General features: G+C 40.9%; 17 protein-coding genes. 10 read left to right on the top strand and 7 right to left on the bottom strand.

The features are described from left to right. Nucleotides 1-4 precede the first annotated feature (4 nt). The 4 genes from ID165_RS08120 to ID165_RS08105 all read right to left on the bottom strand — a co-directional run bounded on the left by ID165_RS08120 (nt 5) and on the right by ID165_RS08105 (nt 5,774). Complete coding sequence (locus ID165_RS08120) at nt 5-1,174, bottom strand: C40 family peptidase (RefSeq protein ID WP_192349858.1); 1,170 nt, start codon at nt 1,172-1,174, stop codon at nt 5-7. Nucleotides 1,175-1,258: 84 nt separating this feature from the next. Next, on the bottom strand, nt 1,259-2,563 hold the full coding sequence (locus ID165_RS08115) for an amidohydrolase family protein (protein WP_192349857.1): 1,305 nt from the start codon (nt 2,561-2,563) through the stop codon (nt 1,259-1,261). Nucleotides 2,564-2,584: 21 nt separating this feature from the next. Beyond that, complete coding sequence (locus ID165_RS08110; RefSeq protein WP_192349856.1) at nt 2,585-3,970, bottom strand: amidohydrolase family protein; 1,386 nt, start codon at nt 3,968-3,970, stop codon at nt 2,585-2,587. Nucleotides 3,971-4,076: 106 nt separating this feature from the next. Next, nucleotides 4,077-5,774 (bottom strand): amidohydrolase family protein, encoded by a 1,698-nt coding sequence (locus tag ID165_RS08105; RefSeq protein WP_225587031.1) that lies wholly within the window; start codon nt 5,772-5,774, stop codon nt 4,077-4,079. 546 nt (nt 5,775-6,320) lie between these two features. Between ID165_RS08105 and ID165_RS08100 the strand changes: the two genes are divergently transcribed. The 5 genes from ID165_RS08100 to ID165_RS08080 all read left to right on the top strand — a co-directional run bounded on the left by ID165_RS08100 (nt 6,321) and on the right by ID165_RS08080 (nt 12,121). Beyond that, nucleotides 6,321-6,683: a response regulator transcription factor gene (locus ID165_RS08100; protein ID WP_192349855.1), complete on the top strand. Its 363-nt coding sequence runs from the start codon at nt 6,321-6,323 to the stop codon at nt 6,681-6,683. A gap of 3 nt (nt 6,684-6,686) precedes the next feature. Next, nucleotides 6,687-8,243, top strand: coding sequence for a HEAT repeat domain-containing protein (locus ID165_RS08095; RefSeq protein WP_192349854.1), 1,557 nt, complete (start codon nt 6,687-6,689; stop codon nt 8,241-8,243). A gap of 85 nt (nt 8,244-8,328) precedes the next feature. Beyond that, the gene (locus tag ID165_RS08090) at nt 8,329-9,705 is read left to right on the top strand and encodes a glycosyltransferase family 2 protein (protein ID WP_225587030.1); all 1,377 of its coding nucleotides are present in this window, start codon (nt 8,329-8,331) and stop codon (nt 9,703-9,705) included. Beyond that, nucleotides 9,702-10,931 carry a YaiO family outer membrane beta-barrel protein gene (locus ID165_RS08085; protein WP_192349852.1) on the top strand — a complete coding sequence of 410 codons (1,230 nt, stop codon included), beginning with the start codon at nt 9,702-9,704 and terminating at the stop codon, nt 10,929-10,931. The genes ID165_RS08090 and ID165_RS08085 overlap by 4 nt, the downstream gene beginning before the upstream one ends. After that, nucleotides 10,931-12,121 (top strand): hypothetical protein, encoded by a 1,191-nt coding sequence (locus ID165_RS08080; RefSeq protein ID WP_192349851.1) that lies wholly within the window; start codon nt 10,931-10,933, stop codon nt 12,119-12,121. The genes ID165_RS08085 and ID165_RS08080 overlap by 1 nt, the downstream gene beginning before the upstream one ends. 3 nt (nt 12,122-12,124) lie before the next feature. Here ID165_RS08080 and ID165_RS08075 read toward each other — a convergent pair whose 3' ends face one another. Further along, a complete protein-coding gene (locus ID165_RS08075) occupies nt 12,125-14,131 on the bottom strand; it encodes an LTA synthase family protein (protein WP_192349850.1) in 2,007 nt (668 codons plus the stop codon). An 80-nt stretch (nt 14,132-14,211) separates the two neighbouring features. On the opposite strand from ID165_RS08075, the gene ID165_RS08070 reads away from it, so the two are divergent. The 5 genes from ID165_RS08070 (at nt 14,212) to ID165_RS08050 (ending at nt 17,478) form a co-directional block, all read left to right on the top strand. Further along, complete coding sequence (locus ID165_RS08070) at nt 14,212-14,754, top strand: class I SAM-dependent methyltransferase (protein WP_192349849.1); 543 nt, start codon at nt 14,212-14,214, stop codon at nt 14,752-14,754. A gap of 9 nt (nt 14,755-14,763) precedes the next feature. Further along, on the top strand, nt 14,764-15,009 hold the full coding sequence (locus ID165_RS08065; RefSeq protein ID WP_192349848.1) for a hypothetical protein: 246 nt from the start codon (nt 14,764-14,766) through the stop codon (nt 15,007-15,009). Nucleotides 15,010-15,012: 3 nt separating this feature from the next. Continuing rightward, a complete protein-coding gene (locus ID165_RS08060) occupies nt 15,013-15,183 on the top strand; it encodes a peptide-methionine (S)-S-oxide reductase (protein WP_192351374.1) in 171 nt (56 codons plus the stop codon). 286 nt (nt 15,184-15,469) lie between these two features. Further along, nucleotides 15,470-17,137: a hypothetical protein gene (locus ID165_RS08055; protein ID WP_192351372.1), complete on the top strand. Its 1,668-nt coding sequence runs from the start codon at nt 15,470-15,472 to the stop codon at nt 17,135-17,137. Nucleotides 17,138-17,289: 152 nt separating this feature from the next. Beyond that, a complete protein-coding gene (locus tag ID165_RS08050) occupies nt 17,290-17,478 on the top strand; it encodes a hypothetical protein (protein WP_192349847.1) in 189 nt (62 codons plus the stop codon). Between the two features lie 185 nt (nt 17,479-17,663). Here ID165_RS08050 and ID165_RS08045 read toward each other — a convergent pair whose 3' ends face one another. Both ID165_RS08045 and ID165_RS08040 read right to left on the bottom strand, forming a co-directional pair. Next, a complete protein-coding gene (locus tag ID165_RS08045) occupies nt 17,664-18,158 on the bottom strand; it encodes a GyrI-like domain-containing protein (RefSeq protein WP_192349846.1) in 495 nt (164 codons plus the stop codon). Nucleotides 18,159-18,273: 115 nt separating this feature from the next. Beyond that, nucleotides 18,274-19,728 (bottom strand): amidohydrolase, encoded by a 1,455-nt coding sequence (locus ID165_RS08040; RefSeq protein ID WP_192349845.1) that lies wholly within the window; start codon nt 19,726-19,728, stop codon nt 18,274-18,276. Nucleotides 19,729-19,757: the final 29 nt, after the last annotated feature.

Raw genomic sequence — 19,757 nt, 5'->3', positions numbered from 1 at the left:
ATTTTTATTTGTTGGTTAACAGTTCTGAAACGGATAAAACATGCTCCGAAGGAACATTGACAATTCTTTTGGTTCTAAGGTATCTTCCTAATTCATACTCATCGTAATTGGGATTTTCAGGGTCAAAGCTTGAAATCCTCACCAAACCTCTAGAGTGGATAAATTCTCTATTCCCAATCCACATGCCCACGTGTACTACCCGCTCTTTTTTCTCAGGAGTACCTTTTACGCCGAAAAAAAGCAAATCTCCCACTTGCAGTTTATCCCAGTTTTTATCTGCATCTACCAGTTCACCCTCATGGATTTGCTGGGAGGCATCCCGGGGTATTATTTGTCCATTGAGGTAATATACCGTTTTGGTAAAACCGCTGCAATCCACTCCTTTGATGGAAGTTCCGCCCCAGAGATAAGGAATACCCATCATTTGCTTCGCCGTAGCTATTAAAGCCTCCGGTGATGTCTCTCTGGATGCTATCCAGCTTTCCCAGTCCCGGGCCTCGCTACTCGAAATCCAACCCTCACGTCCGTCGGGAAGGCTTACCTTCAACTGATCCTTTGTTTCTTCTTGGAGTGTTAGGATATTTCCGGCTACGAGGTCAGACACCATTTCCTTCTGATCAGTATTTTGCCAAAGGTGGCCGCTGAGTGCAGTGAAAACTATTTTCGGCTCTTTGTGCCATCGCTCCAATTCCGCTTCGCTCATCAGCTGTATTCCTGCTCTGTCTACCCAGGAAAGATAACCATCAGGAGTTTGTACCAGAAACCATCCATCGTCTTCTTTAAGGACATTCAAAGGTGTTCCCATCAATGCTTGCGTGGCAAGCTCAGCAGAGTGTTTGGGATTGCTTCGGATATTAGCAACAGAGATAGTTACCAAGGCTTTGGTTTTTTCTCCAAGTGATGAATCAGGCAACCGGTGCACCGCATCCGTAAAACTGATTTCCTGAGACTTGAGCTCGGCTAGTAGTTCTTCCAAGGCATCAATCAGATCAGTTTCCCCTTTCAAAGAATCATTTTCAAATTTTAAGTCCCAAATCGCAACCCTTTTGTCAGGTGCAACTTCGGCTCTTTTGGCTTCAATCAATGTGCTTACTTCATCACTATTCTCCTGGCTTACGCAAGAAAAAAAGGCAGTAATCAGGGATACTAAAATTGGGATATATATTCTTTTCATAACTGAGACAAAATAAAAGAAAACCACAAGAAAAGCTCATAATTTGAGTTTAACCTGTGGTTTAAAATGAAATAGATTGGAAGTTTAATTCATCTTCAGTCCAGGAGAACGATCAAGAAACTCTTGGTATAGTCTGATCTGACGGTTAGACAACGGCATTCTATAGCCGTCTATAAACACGTGCTGGATATTGGTTTTGGTTTCGAATGGATCTCCATCTGCGACGATTAGATTTGCCACTTTTCCTGTCTCTACAGACCCGTACTGATCGGCCAAACCGAAGATCTCGGCAGGATTGATTGTCACGGCTTTCCAAGCTTCTTCCTTTCCCATACCATATGCAGCAGCAAAGGCTGCGAAGAAAGGAAGGTTTCTCACATTTTCTTGACCGTTGGTTCTGATGGCAACCTTGACACCTGCTTTAGCCATTTTTCCCGCATTCGCATATGGGGCATCGTAGCGATCGGATTCCCTGGTCGGAAGTGATTGGATTGGTCCTGTCACTACAGGTATTCCTGCTTTTGCGATTTCATCGGCAACTCTCCAGCCTTCTGACACTCCCATAAAAATCACTTTAGCATCTTTTCCCTCTACCCATTTGATCGCTGCTTGAATGTCAGAAGCTGTATTTACTTCAATCAAAAGTGGAAGTTCGCCTGTCGTCGCTTTGGCGAACTGCTCCATTTCCGGATAATATTCCAATTCTGCACCATTTGAAGCTAGAGATGCATAGCTCTTTGCATTCTCCCAAAGTTCATCGGCTTCATTCAGTGCTTTTTCTTTAGCTTTTTTGATATCCTCATCAGATCTCCTGTCGTATCTTCCTCTTCTTCCGGAGCTTGGGAAATTCATCACAATTCCTTCAAAACCTGCATACATCTGATCGGGAGTGTATCCATTGAGATTGATTAGTGCGGCTGTTCCCGGAAATAATCCACCACCCGGAACAGAAAGCACCGTTGTTACCCCGGAAACTCTTGTCACTGGAATGGCGACAGAATTAGGATTCACGGCAGTCAATGCCTGCATGTTAGGAGTAAAATTTCCCAGTTCCATATAATCCACGGTTTCCTGAACAGAGTTGATTTCCACTAACCCAAGTTTGGTTCCTCCATCGATCATTCCGGGGTAGATGAATTTCCCGCTACAGTCAATGACTTCAGCTCCATCAGCCGAAATCTCAGCTCCAATTTCTTTGATTTTACCATCTTCAACCAAGACTGAGGTGTTGTTCAGGGTACCATTGGTGATGGTTACTACTGTGGCATTTTGCAGCAAGAACTTCCCTGCTCTAGGCTTGACAACTTCACCGTCAAGTTGTTGCCCTATCGCCATCATAGGCAATAAGGCAAGGAGAAAGGCGAAAAAGGTTATAGTTAATCTTTTCATATCTTTTTTAGTTGCGGCTGATTATTGATTTAAAAGGAAAAGAGAATTGGTGGTCTCGAACAGATGTTCAGTATCCTGCATACACCGGTCATTATGGTCGTCAGCTATCCTAACCGGTTCTACCATTTCAGTGGGGCTCACTTTTAATCGCTGGTCATCAGCATCTTCCTTGATATCGAAATATTTCACGCCATCTACAAAAGTCATTTGAGGAACAGTATAAGATGAAAGAGGATGTCCTTCAAAGATCACCAAATCAGCCTGCTTGCCTACTTCTATTGAACCTACTTTATCAGAAATCCCAAGTTGCTTTGCCGGGTTTATAGTAATCATAGCAAGTGCCTGCTCATCTGTCATTCCACCATAGCGCTGGGTTTTGGCCGCTTCATGGTATAGATGACGGATGAGTTCAGCGTCATCAGAATTGATAGAGGTGATAGCTCCGTTTTCTGTTAAGATAGCAGCATTGTAAGCTGTGGAGTAGTACACTTCAAATTTGTAAGCCCACCAGTCTGCAAAAACCGATGCACCCATCGTATACTCTGTAATTTCCGGAGCCACTTTGAATCCTTCGTTGGTATGCTGGAATACCAATTTGGTGATCCCAAAGTCCCTTGCCACAGTGATGAGCATATAGATCTCATCGGCACGGTAGGAGTGGCAATGGATGATTATTTTTCCCTCTAGAATGTCTGACAAAATCTGTAGTCTTTCATTATGGACAGGGGGTAGTACGGTGCTGTTCTTTTGGGAAGAAGCCGAGTTATATTCATCCCACGATTTTTTGTATTGAATTGCTTCATTGAATCCGTTTCTGAGAATCGCTTCTACGCCCATTCTGGTACGCGGCTGAATACCATTTCCTCTTCCGTGTACTCTGGTTGGATTTTCTCCCAAAGCAAATTTGATCGTACGGGGAGCATCCTGCATAATAATATCTGCCGGATCTGTAGATCCCCATCTGTGCTTTAGCGTAGCATTTTGTCCACCGATCACATTTGCTGATCCATGCATAGCGTGAGAAATAGTGACTCCACCCGCCAAAGCACGATAAATTCCAACTTCGTAAGGATTCACGACATCCTTCATCCTCACTTCAGCTACAATAGGGGAGGTAGCTTCATTTACCACATCCAGTCCAAGGTGAGAATGTGCATCTATAATTCCGGGCATGAGGTACTTTCCCGTAGCATCTATAGTCGTCACTCCATTCGGAGCACTAAGATTTTGTCCGACTTTTTTGATGATTCCATCCTGAACGAATACATCAGAATTTTCAAGAGTTCCTTCTGTAATCGTAAGAACGGTTGCATTTTTTATCAATATGCTGCCTTTTTTCACTTGGGCCGAGGCAAACTGAATACTCAGACCCAACAGAACGGCAAGAAAATAATTTGTTTTTTTCATGTGTTTATAGTTTGCTTTTCAAAGGTCACACGGAATCTTTGACGATTGAAATAATCACTGCTCCGTATGTTTTAATGATGATTTTAATCGTGTCGATTTCATGCCTTTATTTCTTTGCTGTTAGGGTTGGATTGAGTGTGCCATTGAATGGGAATGTCCCAAATTCCCCAACCGTCATGGTGGCTTCATAGCTGTCTTCGCTTACTTCTCCCGATACATCTACAGTGATCTCCATGCCATTTGCCGAAACTTTAAATGAAAAGGATAAAGTACTTCCGTCTAACGTCACATTCTGAATAGCAGCAGTAGCTTTTCCTGAACCTGATGGATCATCATAAGTAATCGTGCCGGTGTAATCAGCCCCTTCTTTCTTAATAATAAGTACTCCATCTGAAGATCCCGCAGGACTTTCTGATGTATAATCCCAGTTTCCTTCGATTTTCGCTGATCCCTCACCGTTGCCCTCTTTTGAGGCTTTCTTTTTAGCCTTGGTTTCATAGTCGTAGATAAAGCCATCCACCACCATGTGCTTGATTTGAGTATCTTCTGCGAAAAGGGAATCTGTACTCAAAATCAAATTTGCCATTTTGCCTTTTTCGATTGATCCCGAAACTTTGCCGATTCCTAAAATGTCAGCCGCATTGCTAGTCAAAGCTGCAAGAGCTGCTTTTTCGGAAAGGCCGTTCGCAATCATTGTCCGTAAGGCTTTAATAATATCTCCTGATTTTACTCCAACAGTAGTGAATGCGAAAGGAATTCCGGTTTCTTCCAATTTACTTGCCTGTGCAAGCGCCTTGTCATATGCTTCCTTCACTTTTGCATTTAGCAACTTCACCTCGTCTGTAGCATCCTCTTTCTGAGCTTTGATAGCCTTATCATCCGGAATTTGCAATTTTACCAGCACACCAACACCTGATGTTTTCAATACATCCAAGACTCCTTCGTATTCTTCTAGATCGGTCAGTATTAATTTGAATCCTTTTTCCTTTTGAAGACTGATAGCTCTTCGTATTTCCAATTCGGAAGATGCAGAAAACATTACAGGGATTTGACCCCTAATTACCTCTTCCATGGCACTGTAGGTAGGAGTGATCTCAGGGCGCTTTAGTCCTGATACGGTTGTGTATTTCTGTTCTCTCAGGGAAGTAAGCTTAGCATTGTCATATATCTCACGGAATTTGGCCATTACGCCTACAGCAGTCCCCGGGTACATACCTCTTGATCCCCTAAAATTTGCTGCCAAGGCTGTGTTTTCCAGTAATAAATTAGTAGAATGCCCATTGCCTAACAGCATAACTGCTGTCTTCCCTGCGAGCATACCGCCATCGGGCACAATCTGCACTATGGCAAAACCTGCTTTTCTCAGGTCATCGATTTTACCGTCCTTGATAGAAAATTGATCAACTGCCGATCTCCAGGGAGTGATACCGGCGATTTCATCCGATGGGTTTGAAGAAACAAAATCTTCAGTGCGCTCCGGATCATTTGGCTTCGTAATTCCGACATCACTCGCTCCGGCCACAAAGGCGGGATAGACGTACAAAGAGTCGCCGGCGATCGTTTTTGCTTCTTTGGGAAGTGCAATATTGCTTCCTACTCCTTGTATTAAGCCATTTTTTATAAGGACAGTTGCTTTTGTCCCTTTCTCGCCCGCTGCAGTAAAAACGGTGGCATTTGTAATTGCATAGGTATCAGTGATTCTTTTCTTGCCGGATGGGTCACTCTGAGCATGAGCCATGGTAGAGGAAAGAAAACCTGTGACCAACATGCAAAAAACTCCTGCATACAGTAGTTGTTTTTTCATATGATTAAAATTTGTTTTTCAGAGGTCATATGGAATCTCGCCATGATAATCATCCCGGTGTGCGACGTTCTTCGTCATGCTCGATTTCATATGTTTATATTTTGTTTTTCAATGGACATAATCAATCGGGATGCCTGTTCCGAACTCGATTCGAGTGAGTCCCGCATGGCTTATAATCATGCCAGTGTGTGACGTTTCTGTCATGCCTGGCCTCAGGCAGGCTCGATTTCATGTGATAGAATTGGTTTTAAATTAAAGAGGAAACATTGAAACTATGATTGAATGTTCTTATAATTATTTACTGCTTCAATCTCCTCCGGGTTGATGGTTGAGTTTAGGAAAGCAAGCTAATAAAAGCACTATCAGAATCCATTTGGAATTATTTTTTACAACTTATTATTTGATCAATGGCATGTTAATGGGTATGAAATGCTGTTTAATTTCTATAAGAAACATCCTCGCTAATGTAAATTTATTTGACTGGTAAATAAGGCATGGTTTTAAGCATTAGATATTATATTTGAGACTAGTATTACCTAAAAAAGAATGAAAAAAATCCTGATCATCGAGGATGATTTGCTTATTTCTAGCCTAGTTCAATTCCGCCTCAAAAAAGACGGATATGATACGGTAATGGTAAAAGATGGTAATGCAGGAATTACCGCCATCGATACAGAAACGTTGGATTTGATTATCACTGATGTCATGATTCCTTTCAAAAACGGAATTGAAATCATCCATCATGCCAGAAAGACAAAACCTGAAGTCCCTATTATAGTCCTGAGCTCTTTAGGGGAAGAGGAGAAAATCGTTTTGGAAGCGTTCAATTTGGGCGTTGCTGATTTTATCCCAAAGCCATTTAATCCGAATGAATTGGCTATTCGTGTGAAGCGTGTCCTAAAGTCTTGATCTATGTTTGGCAAAAACGCAGTTGCATTCGTGTTCTTGCTGTTTTTGATGACCAAAGCAGTGGTGGTTTTGGGTCAAGAAGAGGAAGTTTTCACTGACTCTGTTTCTTTTATCGGTTTTTTGGGCAGTCAGGGAGAAATTCCAGGATTGGAATTTCGCTTAGTTGATAATTCCGGAAAGGAATTTTTGGATACATCATCAACTCGCTCATCGGAAATATGGGCTACACATGATTTTGAAACAGCTCTTCTTCTAAAGGATAGTCTTTGGATTTTGAATCATGTCTATAAGATACAATTTCTTGTTTATGGAGAACCAAATTCCTTTACCGCAGCTCAGGAACATGTGGCAAATCTTCTGAGAAATGGAGATATAGAAGTCAAAACTGCCAGTAATTTAAACGGTAAAGATTACATTTCTCTAGCAAGCAAAGAAAGGTACTCACCTCTGTTTACTGGAAGATTCGCCTATTTGGACAATTTTAAAGCTTTTACGATACTCCTGATTCTTTCATTTTTCTTGCTTTTTGCTTTTGGGATGGCCTTATTTATGTTGATTTACAAAGCTCAGAAAAACCGAAAGGAAAAATTACTGTTATTATATGATGAGCAGGTTATTGAGCCTCTTTCTGAGATTTTATTTGAAAAAAGTTTAGAGGAGCTGGAGTTACTGAGTGATGAAGAACTCTATAAGAGCTTTCCGGCCAAACAGCTGCAGAAACCTCTATATGTGCAAGTACTCGTGAAGCGAATATTGACCCTGAACAAGAAGGTTAAAGGCGATTTTAAACTTAAACTAAAAGCACTCTATAGAAGACTTAAGCTTGACAAGATTTCTATTATGAAGCTTCAAAGCTCACAATGGGACACAGTCGGGATGGGGTTGGTAGAAATAAACGAAATGGATTTGAAAGAAGCATTAAGGGAAGTAAAACAGCTCGTTAATTCTCCCAATTTTCAAATTCGTTCCCAAGCTGTAGCTACCGTATTGAATCTTTCTGAAAGTATAGACCTTTCATTTCTTCGTGACCAGACTTATCCACTTTCCCGCTGGCAGCAAGTGAATTATTTGAGGATAATAAAATATCTTAATACTTCCAGAGATCTTCATATTAATGTCTTATTTACTTCCAATAATCAAAGTGTAAGATTGTTTGGATATAAGCTGGTACGAATCCTAGGGCTGACAGATTTATTGGAGGAATTAGAAGGAGGTTTTGAATCTGCTCCTTACTTAGAGAAAATTGAGATTATCAAGACATTCGAATATTTGGGGATACCTTCAGAAATACAACTTGTAAATGGCTGCTTAAAATCTGAAAATACTGCACTGGTTTCGACGGCAGCAAAGGCTGCGGGAGCTATTGGTGATGACAGTTCAGCCGAAATAATTTTGGAATTATTGAAAGATGGTCCTGATTTCAGACTGAAACTCATTTTGCTTAGAAGTCTTTTAAGCTTAAGCAGAGAACTTTATAATCAATTTATTGATGAAAATCCAACTTCTGATTTGCTCAGAATCAACAAGCACTTATTAGATCCTTTGCTAAAAGATGTATAGTTTCTTATTTTATTTTATAATGGAGGTATTGGGGATAGTTTTTCTTATTCTCAGTTTAATCGTGATTGTAATTTATTTTTTTATAATGACTCTAAGTGCATTGGAAATGCGCAGTCACAGGAAAAAAAACAGATTTGCCGATTACCAAGATATTATAACTTCACCGATTGCTCCCGGTGTTTCTATTTTGGCTCCAGCCTATAATGAAGGAGAGTCTATCGTACAAAACGTCAAGAGTCTGCTGTCTCTTCATTATGGGAAATTTGAAGTGATTGTAATCAACGATGGCTCAAAAGATCAAACGCTGGATAAGCTTATTGAAGCTTTTGAATTGGAAATTACCGATTTCGCCTATTTTGAAGAAATACCTGCGCAGCCGGTACGGGGCATCTATAAATCCAAAAATCTATCGTACAACAGGCTTGTGATAATTGATAAGGAAAATGGAGGGAAAGCGGATGCACTGAATGCTGGAATAAATGTTTCTTCAAAGGAGCTTTTAGCCTGTATTGATGTAGACTGTATCCTTTCGAGCGAGTCTATCACCAGGATGGTCAGGCCGTTTATGGAAGAGACCAACCGACAGGTCATTGCTGTAGGAGGTGCGATTGGTATTGCTAATAATTGTGATGTACAAGATGGGACTGTAACGACGTATCGGGCACCCGAAACGCTTTTGGGGAGATTTCAGGTTATAGAATACTGTAGGGCCTTTTTAATGGGAAGAATGGCTTGGACTAGAATAAATGGGCTGATGCTTATCTCAGGTGCTTTTGGTTTTTTCAAACGTGATCTTGTAGTGGAAGTAGGAGGATATTTTCCCAAAACTGTAGGAGAAGACATGGAGCTGGTAGTTCGTATGAGACGCTACATGGAGGAGCGGAAGATTCCACATAAAGTTGGGTTTGTCCCTGACCCGCTTTGCTGGACGGAGGTTCCTGAGAAGGAAGAGGTACTTTCCCGACAAAGAAATCGCTGGATGCGGGGAACAATCGAAACATTACAGCTTCATAGGTTGATTCGTTTTAATCCAAGTTATGGCGTCATGGGGACGGTATCCTATCCTTATTGGAATGTGTTTGAGAAAATGGCTCCCGTTTTAGAATTATTAGGCTTACTATATACCCTTATCTTAATCATTGTCGGGGATTTTTCAGCATTCTATTTTATTACTTTATTTATAGTTCTATACTTGTTGTCAATTTTGGTTACAATATTCAGTCTACTATATGAACAGGTTTCTTACAATAACTACAAGGACAAAAAGGATCTTCAAAGGCTTATCCTTACTGCTTTTCTTGAACCTATGATGATTCATCCAAAGATTGTTTATTGGGGTTTAAGTGGACATTGGGACTTTATTAAAGGAAAAGGTGGCTGGGGAAAAATGATCCGAACGGGTTTTAAGAAATCGGAGGATAAAAAGAATCTGGAGCCTAATACATTGAATTCATCATCATGAAAAAAGCTTCTATTCTTCTGATTTCATTCATAGTTTTCTCAACTGCTGTAACAGCTCAGGAGTCATTTGATCCGGATGTTTTGCTTGTAGATGCAAGGACTCTGATTATGGATGATAAATATATTGAGGGTAGGAAAATCGCTTTTCGAGCATTGTCCAAATATCCAGATTATGCAGACATTCTAATTTTGGTAGGTAGGAGTTACTCCTGGGAAGGGAAGAATGATTCGGCATCAATTTATTTAGAACGAGCTATCGTAGTTGCTCCTGATTATGTGGATGCCTATTCCGCCTATCTGGATAATCTGTTCTGGGCAGATCAGTATGACGATGCCGACGTAGTTCTGGACAAGGCTAAAATAAATCTTGGAGAAACCCTTCCCGACGAGCTTCGCTATAAAGAGTCTAAGTTGCTGTATTATAAAGAAGATTTTGATGCTGCCTACAAAATAGCCGGAGACCTTTTTAAAAAAAAACACAAGTATGAAGGTCTGCTTGATTACATGCAAACCTTACAGCGCTTGAGAAGAAATAACGCTGTGGGCGTTGCTTACGATTATGATTCTTTTGAAGGAGATATTTCCGCATGGAATACTTTTTCACTTTATGCAAGAACGAGGACTAAATTGACAGGAACCCTCATAGGAAGGGTAACTCAATCCTCTAGGTTTGATGATAACGGCACACTTTTCGAACTTGATGCCTATCCATCTTTGGGAAAGAAAATGTATGCCTATTTGAATGTTGGGGGATCTTCAGCAAACTTCTTTCCGGAGTTTAGAGTGGGAGCCTCACTCTATTACAATCTGCCCAAAGCATGGGAGATTGATGGTGGGTTTAGATACCTTCAATTTTCGGAGGCCACTACAATTTACACAGCTTCTTTAGGTAAATATTTAGGCAATTGGTGGTTTAACCTTCGGGGAAATTTGATCCCAGGAACCGGCAACAGCCTCGGAACCTCCGCCAATTTGCACGCTAGATACTACTTTAAAACAGGGGAGGACTTCTTCTCCGCACAGTTGAGTTCTGGTGTTTCACCTGATGAGGAAACACGGGATCCAACCCAGCTTTTAAATTCATACCGAATTAGACTGGGTTATCAGCAGTTGGTTACCGAACGTTTTATGGTTTATGCATTCTCAGGGTATAGCCATGATGAGCTTGGCCCGGATCGGTTTAGAAACAATTTGAACTTTTCATTGGGTGTTGAATATCGTTTTTAATGAAAGAAATAATTACTGAGGAGTTTAAATTCTTTGTAGGCAAGGTCTATCCGATCGCTGTGATTTTTGTTTTTTTGCCATTGATCAGTTATCTGATTTGGCTATTATCTCCCGCCAAGGAGATGGAAATTCTTATCATAGATAAGACCGTTCCCTCAGATAGCTATCAAGAGCACCGCTCTATTTTTTGGGCATTGGATTACCTCAAGTTTCAAAATGGTAATGGAGAGCTATATGACGAGGGAAGGGACTATTTCGGCTTTTTCCCAGATAAGACTCCTTCCTTTGGAACTGCGAGAGATCTGAGACAATTGTCAGAAATCGAGATTGTAGAAAAAGCCGCTAGTCTAGATCTAATTTATTTTGCTGACACCTATGGTGTGTATGAAGATGATTTCAAAGAGATGGATTCAGAGGAGAGATCAAAGAAGATTTACGGTGGATTGAACCGGGGAGATATCAATTTACTTCGTGAAGCAGCCGCACAAAATAAAACCATTGTTGCTGAATTCAATACCATGGCTTCACCTACATCTGTTGGTTTTAGAACTGATTTTGAGAACCTTATGGGACTCAAATGGACAGGCTGGATCGCACGGTATTTTGATGAAATGGATACCACTATCAATGCTGATATACCGGATTGGCTAGTAAGCCAATATGTAGAACAGCACAGTAATACTTGGGTAGCGGGCGGTCCTGGAATTGCCTTTGTCCATGAAAATGGAAGGGTCGAAGCATTTTCCAACAGTATAGATTACTTTGGAGAAACTCCCAAAATCCGTACTCAAAAGATCAATCAGCATGGATTTAAACTTCCTGAAGTTGTTCCGTACCCCGACTGGTTTGATATAGTGCTTATTGAGCGTGATTATCAGGTTATTTCCTATTTCGACATAGATCCATCTGAAGAGGGTAAGGCGAAATTGAGAGATATGGGATTGCCGCGGTATTTTCCTGCTGCTGTGATCAAAGAGATGGAAGGTGGACAATATTATTACCTGTCCGGAGATTTTTCCGATATGCAAAATTCCATCGGATCTTCCCGCTTTCGCGGTTTGCCAAAGCTTTGGAGAGGCCTTCATGTAGTTACCGATTACACCGATCGGGAAAGCTTTTATTGGAATTACTTCTACCCACTTCTTTCACAGATTTTGGCAAAAACATACACCGAAAAGCACTCCGACTAAGAATTAATCCTGGGGCAATAGCTTTCGAGTCTGTATGGTGTAATTATTTTTGCTTTTAAAATCCTCGAATTCTCCGATCATTTTATTTTTTAGACTCTGATCTTCCACAGGATCTATATTCAGGCCATCAGTAATAACAAAAAGTTGATCGTCTGAGAGGAAATATTCGCTATTCAAATATTCTATCAATTGGGTTTTAGTACGCATTAGAGGCATGGCGATTTTGGATTGAAACACACGGGAAGTATCCAGCACTTGTCCCATCCAAATTTTCTTATCAGGAAGTTCAATTCCCACTTGGGCTCGTAAGAATGCCAAAAGGGAAGGGGTGACTTCGAAGTGGCTTACCATCGCCTTAAAATACGATGGTCGATTGATCAATGGGGAATATATAATCAGGGGAACATGGAATCTGTCGATTCGGGAAGCCATAGGTATTTCCGGTAAGCGATGGTCACCGGTGAATACAAATATTGTATTGGCAAACTCTGGCTTCTTTCGGTATGATGTAATGAAATCCCTTACGGCATCATCAGCATAAAGTACCGTCATATAAATATTTTTATAGTCTCTATACTCAGTTTTTTTAGATTCGGGTAGTTTCAGGTAGTTTTCTAAGTGATCTTCAAACTTATGTGAATAGAATTCCCTTTCCGGAACCAGATAAGGATCATGTGTCGTGCTAGTTTGGAATATTCCAAGTTGAGGTTTGCCGTTATTTCCGGGAAAAAATGACAACCCGTTATTAAATAATTCTTTATCTCCATATCCCCAAGAGAAGCCATTGACAGAAGGCATTTTTTTATACTTAGGATCGAAATGCCGGATATCAACTAATTTTGAAACACCTGCGTATTCAAGAAAATCTCTTTCGTGATCAAAGCTTAAATCACTCCCCATAAAAAAACTGGACTCATACCCGTTCTTTCCCAAGATACTGAATAAGCTGTTGTGATGGGGAAAATCCTGATATAGCTCCATAAACCCCCTTTCTCCGTAAGGGAGCCCTGCAAAAAGCCCTGGGAGTAGACCAAAAGTTCTGCCAGTAGAAGATAAAGTATTAGTCCAGACTAAACTATGGGATTCCAATGAATCGAGAAAAGGAGTAAAACTTCCCAGATATGCATCTTTTCCGGAATATGCTTTACCAAGACTTTCGAGAAGTACAAAAACAATATCAGGAGGAGTGGAAAGACTGTCAAAATATGGACTCAGTACATCAGGATAATCTGTAAAATGAAGAAATGGGTATGTGGGATCGGTAAATTCTTTTTTGACAAACAAAGCATCGTTAAGTGATCTAAGATAAAAGTCAAAGTAAAACTCATTCTTATACATAAAGTAATCGAACGATTGCTCGGAAAGGTATTTGGATTTATTCAGCTGAATATTCGATTTTGTATCACTGAGTTTTTTTGAGTCTGTGACTGGTACGAAATAGAAAAAAATCAGAAAACAATACATAGTAATGGTAAAAATCAAGGCTGGTTTCGTGTTAAATACCAGGTATTTACTGGCAAAATTAAAAATGAAAAATATTAGAATGCTGATAAATAAGCCACAGAGGACAGTGGTTGCATTGAGCTGTCCTGAAGAGCGGACAGTAAGAATTATGTCGTTTATATTGTACGCAAAAAGATCTTTCCCCAGCGGCTGAAGTGTTTTGAAAAAGTATAGAGCCAAGGCACTTTGAATTAAAAGTGCAATCACTAGCCAAACTTGGGTGAAACTTTTTGCAAACCTCACTGACAATAAAAAACTATTGATGATATGAAGTATAAAAAGTAAGCCCAGAAAATAGAGAATCCAACTCAGATCCTCAAAGAGGCTAAAGCCGATCACATCTCCAAAACTTAATCGTACAGCATGATTATTGAAAATTAAAGTCAATTCAATGATTCTCAGTAAAATCATTAAAACAGAGAAAATCAGAGACATACCCCAGAAGTCACTTAAGCATTCTTGAATTTTTGCAGGTAGGTTGGATCGAATTTCAGCCTTTTGGGCCATATTTGTACGTTAACTTTTTGTCAATGGACTGAAAAGATAGGGCAAAATCAGGTATCTTCAAGAAGAGAATTAATTATTATATGGGTAAATCGGATTTGTTGTTGGAGCTTTATTCCAACCTGGGAACCACTGGAGCATTGACTTTCAGTTCAAAAACATTGGTTAAAAAAATGCTTACACATGTAGATTTTAAGGGAGCCAAACTGATTATTGAATTGGGAGGTGGGGACGGAAGTATAACCAAAGGGATAGTGGATAAATTGGATCCTGAAACAGAGCTTTTAGTTTTCGAAATCAGCAAATCTTTCTGTAGTACCATGGAAAAGTTGTTTCCCCAACCAAACGTCCGAATTATAAACGATTCAGCTGAAAATATAGGCAAGTATATCCAAGGCCGAAAGGCGGATTATGTACTTTCTAGCTTACCTTTCAGTTTTATTGCCCCTGATGTTAGGAAGCAGATTTTGGCACAGAGTAAAACAGCGCTTACACACAGCGGAAGTTTTATTCAGGTTTGTTATTCCTATATGTTGAAGAATCTATTCAAAAAATATTTTGGGGATGTGAACACGAGCTTTACCCTTAAAAATTTGCCTCCCGCATTTGTGATGGTCTGCAAGTAAATCTCAGCTATGGAAGTACTCCGAACAGCCATTTTAGACATGCTCAGACGTAAAAAAGGGGAGGGTTTTCTCACATCTGAGGTAGTAGAGCAGATGTTTCCTGAGGACTGGGAGGAATTTCTTGAAGAAGTGAACAGGGAAGCTATGATTTTGTATCGTGAGGGACTAATAAGTATCGATGGGATAGGTAGTCTTGAAGTGAGAGATACTTACAAGACTAGTTCTTTGCAGATATTACCGCCAAACAAACTTTAATAGATTCATTTACCTAAGGTTTTTGACGATCGAATTGTAACTGAGGTTTCGGCTCTCATTAAGTTTTACCGCCTCGAAGAATATCACAGAGATTATTATAATCAGAACGGAGCTCAGCTTTACAGGAGAAATCGCTTTTTAAAATACATTTCACCTCCTTTGGGGTTAACATGAAGCGGTAATCCAACATTTTCTATAAATGTTTCAATGCTTCAGATTTTAATCCCGAAGAGCATGCCCGCTACTGGGATAATAAGATTATAGCTTAAAATGTCTTTATTTTGTGTAATACCCCCGAAGGGTGGCATTATTTCTATCTAGAAAATTAAAAGTGATTTCCCTGTCAGCCTTATTGCCAGTTGGTAATCAAACCTAAAATAGATAAGTTGAAAAAATTCTTTGCTGAGCGCTTAAAATAGTATTTACTAGTTTTGTCTAGCAGAACCCATTTGCACTTATGATGAAAAGAACCCGAGCACACGAATCCAGAGCCGCGATTGAACGATTGTACATCACGATGAGGCACCTTTTTACCCGTGGCAGCTACAAGCCTATGGGGGTGTCGGGTGAAAGTTTGGTAGATGCCCTCCGTGTATTGAGTCCTGAGATTTATGGATTGGTTACGGATCATGAAAAGATGGAATTGGATGGTTTGCTCTATGTGATGGAGCGACTGCCAAGGGGAATAGAAGAATGCCGCTTTGTAAGACTGATTAGCCGTGAGGGATACGAAACATCTAAGTTGGAGGCTATTGTGCCTGCCAAGCGTAAGCGAAATTGCTACAGATTGGACGAGCACATCATGTATGTGGAAATGACCCGTGGCCGTTCTGATATCTATGATATTCTGACTCACCTGACATTTTTATACATAGAGTCAAATAAAATCTATAACAACAGCACTGATGCTAAAGGCAAGATTTCTACCAACTGGCTTATGCTGGAGGAGTTTGTGCAGAAGGAAGCAGCAGGTGAAGAGTTTGAAAAGGAAGCCGCAAGTGCTTATTTGAGTCATCTTATTGGCAGAACTTACGAGGAGACGGTACATGCGGTGGATAAATTTGAGAAAAGCAGTAATTCCAATAGCCTATTTTCCATTGTTTATCACATGGGGAAACTGGCGCAGGAAGAAGCTACCAAACACTTGGATCGTGAAATATCGTTTTCTACTACTCTAAGGGAGAGAATAGGACATCACGTCTATGGAGAGATGTGGGCGGGAAGAATAAAGATTGCGCTTGATAAGCATGATTTGCTGAAGCGTCCCATACATATCATATCCGCCAATCTTCACTCTGTAGCCAACACCATCTATGGAACGCAACTGCTCGGTCTGAAAGACTACGAAGCACTTGAAAATGTGGTGATGGACATCTCGGTAAAAGCAAAAAACAACAAAGGTGCAGCTATAGATAAGTATGCCGCAAATCACGGCTTCACCAACCTTCCGGATGAGTCAGGTACAAACATCGGTGCCCAGCTCATTGATACGGCTCTTTTGGAGAAGGATGAGTTGATCCCCGGCGTGAAACTACCAAAGGAAAAGGAGAAGAGACCCGTGTTTGTGGTGATGGATTATGCTTTCGGAGAACAGGCATATGAGTGTTTTGATGAGCTGCTTAAGCCTTACAATAAGGATGAAAAGACAATTCCCTTGAATGTGGTATCCACTTCAATCATGGGAAAAGCAGGGATACTCTATGGGGGAAAAGGCGATCTTATGATTCCGGATGCCCATGTATTTGAAGGTACAGCGGATAATTATCCATTTAAAAATGAATTGAAAAAGTCTGACTTTGAAGGATTTGGACTTGGGGTGTACTCAGGAACTATGATTTCAGTATTGGGCACTTCACTTCAGAATAAAGACATTCTCACCTACTTTATGGAGTCATCCTGGAAAGCAGTAGGTCTGGAAATGGAAGGAGCACATTACCAGAAAGCAATTCAATCCGCATCAAAAATCCGTAAATCCATACGTTCCAACGTGAAGGTTCTCTATGCTTATTATGCGTCGGACAATCCACTGGAAACAGGAAGTACACTGGCATCAGGGGCTTTGGGAATGGAAGGGGTAAGACCTACTTATTTGATTACCTATAAGATTTTGGAGAAGTTATTCGGTTAAAAATCAGGAGAATAGTAGCACTCATCCTAATTTTGTCGTCTTTTGGAAAAAAGACTGAGCATGAAATCGAGCCTGTCGAATGAGACACACCCTGGAATGATTATTTCCCATGCGAGATTCCATGTGACCGCTAAGGATCAAATTATAAACACATGAAACATTTTCTAACCCTTCCGCTTCTACTTTTCCTTTTTCTTCAAGGCTGCCAAGAAGAGAACACGTTAAATCCCGTGGAATTCTACTGGGAACAAACTCACTGTACTGATCCATGGTATAATAGTGCCCATGAGTCAGATGGAGGTCAGATGGAGAAATCCTACAAGCAGTTGAGGGTTATTTGAATGAAGAAGGAGTAAAGGGGGCAAAAGTAATTTCAATAGCAAGTGATCAATCTCATTTAGTTTGCTATGCATGCTCTTGCACAACCGGAAATCGGATTAATGTGACAGTTCTCAGAAATCAAAAAAGCAAGATGATAGCATTGGGATTTCAGGAATCTAACTAGCTAAAATTAGCTGTAATAGCCTTATTCATTGTGCTTTAATTTAACCGGAACCCAGAATTCCTCCTCAGAATCCGGGTCATTGTTTTTATACTTTTCTCCCATCAATGCAAAATGAGGCCTATGGTCAAGTTCGTACACTGAATTGGGTAACCAGTCTGACATTATGTATTGATACATTTTAGGAACTTCACTCTCGGATCCCCTAAATGGAAACACAGCATAAAGTCCTGTTGGAATAACCAGCTTTTCCATACCAACCGGAACAAACACAACATCTTCCACTTTTACAGCCGCCCATTTCTCAAATTCCCGGGCAGGATCAAAAGAATCGAAGTAGGAGAGGGAGTCATGCACTTCGACGGAATAAAATTCACCCGAGATGTTATGCCGGATTTCCTTTTTTCTAGGCATAAGCGACTTCCATAACTGTCCTGTCTGATTGTTCAGAAGGCTCATTCTTTTCTTTATCCCAACGAGTTTTGTCTCAGGAAGTGTGATGATAGTTGGACTGATCATGTTCTGCTCTTAGAAAAGGAAATTTCATTCCACCCATTTCAGATCAGGCTTTGACTTCTTCCTGTCTGAAATGGAATAGGAATGGTACATACATTAAATTTACTGAACGGTTGTATTATTGCAAATTGGAGTTAATAGGAGGAGGGCCATCGGGTACAATTCCTTTGTAGACATAATCTCCTTTTTTCTCCTTAAATTCTTCTTTTACGGCAGTTCTGAGTTCTGCACTTTGGAATAAATCCACCATAGTCATCGACAAGGCTTTTGCTGCATAGGCCATTCCTTTATGCCCGATAGACATCCCGCCGGAAGCTACCACGGCCCAGGAGTGCCAAGGCGTGCCATTTGGCGCAGTAGTGGCACTTAGACGTATTGTAGGGACTACATAACTCACATCTCCTACATCGGTCGATCCACCCATGGAATGTTCTGCAGTTTCTTCCATAGGCTTGATTTCAGACACCAAACCTATTTGAGGCTTGCCGGTGCTTTCCTGGATTTTCTTTGCAAAAACCTGCTCCTCTTCGGTGTATGTGATCGGACCAAGTGCTTCCAGATTCTTTTGCAAAGCAGCTGATCCGGTACGGTTGACCAATACTTCATGGATCCCTGAAATAAGACTCACTTTGTAATCCACATTGGCCATAATAGCAGCTCCTTCGGCCATTTTCTCTACCTGTTTCCATACAGGTTCTAATCCATCTCTGCTGGAATCACGAACTCTCACCCATATTCTGCTATAATCAGGTACTACGTTGACTACTTGACCTGCATCCTGAATATGGTAATGGATTCTCACGGTAGGCTTGATGTGTTCCCGATAGTAATTTATCCCAGTAGTATAAAGCTCTAATGCATCGCTAGCACTTCTTCCATTCCAAGGATCTGCCGATGCATGCGCTGCCTGACCGGAGAATTCCACCTGAAAATCCACCAGAGCCAATCCTTTCTGAACGGCAGCTTTTGTTTCTGCAGCAGGATGCCAGTCCATCACTACATCTACATCGTCAAAAAGCCCTGCACGGATCATCCATAGTTTGCCAAAGAATTTCTCCTCTGCCGGTGTACCATAGAAGCGTACGGTTCCTTTGATTTTGCCTTCATCCATCAGATCCTTGATGGCTGCGGCAGCTCCGAGAGATGCAACTCCGAATAGATTATGTCCGCATCCGTGCCCAGGAGCACCTTCATGCAGGGGGCTTTTGGTCGGCACGGTGTTTTGCGATAAGCCAGGCAACGCATCAAACTCACCCAAGATCCCTATAATGGGAGAACCACTTCCGTATTCTGCTACGAAAGCAGTGGGAATTTCCGCCACCCCCCGGGTGACTTTGAAGCCCAGACTTTCAGCATAATCGGACAATGCTGCAGCGGATTGCGTTTCTTGGAAAGCAATCTCCTCAAAGGACCATATTTTATCACTCAGGTCTGTCAAGGCTTCAAAACGTGAATCCACAGAGTTAACCACCTCAGCTTTTAACGGGTCAGCTTTGGATTTTTTCTGCGCTATAACATTCCCCGTAACTAAGAGGACAGGGATGAGTAAAAGATTAAAATAGTTTTTTTTCACTTTTGTAAGTTTATGGGTTGATATTTAGA

Source organism: Algoriphagus sp. Y33, assembly GCF_014838715.1.
Classification (GTDB): domain Bacteria; phylum Bacteroidota; class Bacteroidia; order Cytophagales; family Cyclobacteriaceae; genus Algoriphagus.
Note: the sequence above shows the minus strand (reverse complement) of the source record. Positions and strands in the feature narration are given on the sequence as shown.

What these genes read in the sequence shown, in the direction of transcription:
- ID165_RS08085 (WP_192349852.1), top strand. Translation starts at nt 9,702, where the DNA reads ATGAAAAAAGCTTCTATTCTTCTGATTTCATTCATAGTTTTCTCAACT.
- ID165_RS08120 (WP_192349858.1), bottom strand. Translation starts at nt 1,174, where the DNA reads ATGAAAAGAATATATATCCCAATTTTAGTATCCCTGATTACTGCCTTT.
- ID165_RS08075 (WP_192349850.1), bottom strand. Translation starts at nt 14,131, where the DNA reads ATGGCCCAAAAGGCTGAAATTCGATCCAACCTACCTGCAAAAATTCAA.
- ID165_RS08090 (WP_225587030.1), top strand. Translation starts at nt 8,329, where the DNA reads ATGACTCTAAGTGCATTGGAAATGCGCAGTCACAGGAAAAAAAACAGA.
- ID165_RS08065 (WP_192349848.1), top strand. Translation starts at nt 14,764, where the DNA reads ATGGAAGTACTCCGAACAGCCATTTTAGACATGCTCAGACGTAAAAAA.
- ID165_RS08045 (WP_192349846.1), bottom strand. Translation starts at nt 18,158, where the DNA reads ATGATCAGTCCAACTATCATCACACTTCCTGAGACAAAACTCGTTGGG.
- ID165_RS08080 (WP_192349851.1), top strand. Translation starts at nt 10,931, where the DNA reads ATGAAAGAAATAATTACTGAGGAGTTTAAATTCTTTGTAGGCAAGGTC.
- ID165_RS08110 (WP_192349856.1), bottom strand. Translation starts at nt 3,970, where the DNA reads ATGAAAAAAACAAATTATTTTCTTGCCGTTCTGTTGGGTCTGAGTATT.
- ID165_RS08105 (WP_225587031.1), bottom strand. Translation starts at nt 5,774, where the DNA reads ATGAAAAAACAACTACTGTATGCAGGAGTTTTTTGCATGTTGGTCACA.
- ID165_RS08100 (WP_192349855.1), top strand. Translation starts at nt 6,321, where the DNA reads ATGAAAAAAATCCTGATCATCGAGGATGATTTGCTTATTTCTAGCCTA.
- ID165_RS08095 (WP_192349854.1), top strand. Translation starts at nt 6,687, where the DNA reads ATGTTTGGCAAAAACGCAGTTGCATTCGTGTTCTTGCTGTTTTTGATG.
- ID165_RS08055 (WP_192351372.1), top strand. Translation starts at nt 15,470, where the DNA reads ATGAAAAGAACCCGAGCACACGAATCCAGAGCCGCGATTGAACGATTG.
- ID165_RS08115 (WP_192349857.1), bottom strand. Translation starts at nt 2,563, where the DNA reads ATGAAAAGATTAACTATAACCTTTTTCGCCTTTCTCCTTGCCTTATTG.
- ID165_RS08070 (WP_192349849.1), top strand. Translation starts at nt 14,212, where the DNA reads ATGGGTAAATCGGATTTGTTGTTGGAGCTTTATTCCAACCTGGGAACC.
- ID165_RS08050 (WP_192349847.1), top strand. Translation starts at nt 17,290, where the DNA reads ATGAAACATTTTCTAACCCTTCCGCTTCTACTTTTCCTTTTTCTTCAA.